The organism is Rothia sp. HMSC075F09 (assembly GCF_001810515.1).
Lineage (GTDB): Bacteria > Actinomycetota > Actinomycetes > Actinomycetales > Micrococcaceae > Rothia.
In genome coordinates this window covers 8563-11209 of the sequence record NZ_KV801791.1, presented here as the reverse complement: position 1 = coordinate 11209, position 2647 = coordinate 8563, and the positions used below count along the sequence as shown (strand labels likewise).

Below are 2647 nucleotides of genomic sequence, written 5' to 3'. Positions count from 1 at the left end.
ATTGCGCAGGAGCTTCTGGCTATGCCTACCCGCCCTCAATGAAAGTCCCCGCCTGAATGCAGGAAAATAAAAGTATACCCAAGCAGCCATTCAGGCATTTAAACACTATTTACAAGCCAAAACATCACGCGAGCGACACGCCAACATTACGTCACGTGCCAGGTTCTCACGGAGACAGACAAAGCCTCCAAAGGCCATTATCCCCACCTCTACTACCAGTCCGCAATCGAACTCGTCATTCCCTCACTCCCCTGCCGCACGTCGCTAGCGAATGAGCAGCACGCGGCTAGAGAATGAGCGCATCCGATTCGGTTACCTCGCGCGCCCGGCCAATGTAGCTGAAGGTCGGCTCATCAAGCCGGGCCAGCAGCCCCAGGTCACAGAAGAGTACCGAATCTTCGTCCGGATCGATGAGTTCCTGAACTTCGTCTTTGATGCGTCGCACCTTGGCGGGGGCCGCATCCACAATAAAGACGCTGTACTGAATACGGTCCCCATAACTGAGAATGAGCTTGGCCAGCTTGGCGCGCCGCCGGTCGCTGGGCACGTCGTAAGCGATAAGTGTTCGTCGGGCGTCGTCACGCATTATCGTACGGTCACCCCCGTGTACTCGCGAGTGGTTCCGTTAATTACGCCCAGGAGCATGCGGGCCTGCACCTCAACAGCGCGGCGCCACGTCACCGAATACCCGTAGGTGGGGTGGGTAATCTCCGTGGCCATTCGCTTCTCGAACGCGGCGATGATAGTCTTCCGCCCTTCGGGTGTGAGCCGGTAGCTGCCACCAACCGCGGTGAAATGTGCCGCTTTAACCTGCTTCCTATTAATAAGAGAAACCACCACAGAATCCGCGATGACTGCACGGAACTCTTCCATAAGGTCAAGCGCGAGCGCCGGCTTATTGCGAGAGCTGCTGTGCAGGAACCCGGCATGAGGGTCGAGCCCACAGGTGAGAATCGCACGAATGCATTCTGAGCTGAGCAGCCCGTAGGCGTAGTTCAGCAGAATGTTGATGGGGTCGTTGGCACCTCTCCCCTGCCGCCCAGTCCAGGTCCAGCCGAGTTCGGTGAGCACGTCTTCTTTGAGCATGGTCGTGAAACTACCGAAGTAGAGCGAGGCGGCTTCACCTTCGATGCCGAGCAGTTCCGGGATTGAGGTAGCCTGCGGCGTGTGCTTCTGGATGTCTCGCATGGTGCGGCATATATCTGCGGCGTGGCCGTTGCGGCGCAGCAGGGTCGCTTGGTTTGCGATTTTGCTGGCAATCATGGCGGCCGCTATGGGCAAGTGCCCCTGCGCTGAGAGGACATGCTGTTGCACGCGGGCCAGTCCATTCGGTCCGGTGCCAGGTTGCGACCAGCCGTAGACTCGGCCGGTGCTGGAGCACCAGATGATGGTGCAGTTGCGCCACATGAGTTCTCGTAGAAGCGCGGAGGAAACGTCAATGTTTCCGTGGACCACGAGGCTGTGCACACGTTCGAGGGGTACGCTGCTGATTGTTTCGCCGAGGTGTTGCACGATGAGGCGCCCTTGCTGGACGGTCGCTCTTGATCCTTGCGTGGTGAGGTGCGCTACTTGGCTGTCGGGGTTGCTGGCGACGACGCGTGTAATGTTTTCTTTTCCGTGGGATTCGTCGGGTAGGCACACGGAGATGTGGGAGCACCAGCTGCAGCGGGGTGAGTCTTCGAGGGGTTGCGGTGCTGTCGGGTTGTCGATGAGTGCGCGGGTGGTGTGTACGTATTCTTCTGCGGTGCGGATGTCTTCGTCTGAGATGTCGACGGGCACGGTTTTATTGTGGTTGGTGAAGTGCACCGCGCATTCGCTGACGGTTTCGCCGGCTTCTTCGAGGCAGATTTTCTGAAGGGCAAGCTGCACCCTGTGGGCGGGCGTGACGGATGCGTTGCGGCGTACGGGGGTTGCTTTGTATTCGATGATGCGGGTAGAACCGTCTTCTTGGGGTTCGATGGCGTCGCATCGTCCGGTGAGCCCGAGGCGTGTTGATGAGATGGTGACTGCGCGCTGTTGTGTGCCGCGGGATGTTTTGGGGTCGTCGACTCGTTTGTGGGCGGACTGCCCTTCTTGCATTTGTGAGGTGTCGGTCTTTTCGCCATTGGATTCAATCCATGCGCGGCGGGGACAGTACACGGTGTGCATGACGAGTGAGATAGGAAGTTCGTCGCCTGCACTGTAAGGGGTAGACATCGGTGTCTCCTTGGTGTGAGCGAGTATGGTAGGCAGTCAGCTTTGGCTGCTTGGTTTTGAGGTTAGCACTGCGGCGGGGTGTTTTGGCTTATCAGCGAGTTTATGACGCTATTCCGGCGTGTTGAGTTTTCTGCTTGGATGTGTGGAGGAGGCGGGTGGCAGCTAGTGAGCGGGGTTTGCGGTCGGTGTTTTAGCCTGGTTGCTTCCTGTGCGGCAAAAAGGAAAAGCTCCGTTCCTGGACTGTGGCGGGTCCAGGAACGGAGCAGGAATAGGTTAGGGAAAGTCCCTACGAAACCGTAGGGAAGGTTGAGGTGTTTCCTGCGCAAGCAGGGATGAGCCCGCCTCAATGCCTTAATGAAAGCCCTTCCAAAAAGGAAGGGAAATTCCCGCCGGTGTGTGGTTTTTTGATTTACCCCTGGGCCTCAATGAAAGCCCTTCCAAAAAGGAAGGG

Annotated in this window: 2 protein-coding genes; both read right to left on the bottom strand. The window is 57.8% G+C overall.

Annotated elements, in window-relative coordinates; all coding sequences use genetic code 11:
* Positions 1-286 precede the first annotated feature (286 nt).
* Positions 287-586: a CRISPR-associated endonuclease Cas2 gene (cas2, locus tag HMPREF2749_RS04960; RefSeq protein ID WP_044141701.1), complete on the bottom strand. Its 300-nt coding sequence runs from the start codon at positions 584-586 to the stop codon at positions 287-289.
* Entirely contained in the window at positions 586-2196 is a 1611-nt protein-coding gene (locus tag HMPREF2749_RS04955) for a CRISPR-associated endonuclease Cas4/Cas1 (RefSeq protein ID WP_049341437.1), read from the bottom strand. The genes cas2 and HMPREF2749_RS04955 overlap by 1 nt, the downstream gene beginning before the upstream one ends.
* Positions 2197-2647 lie beyond the last annotated feature (451 nt).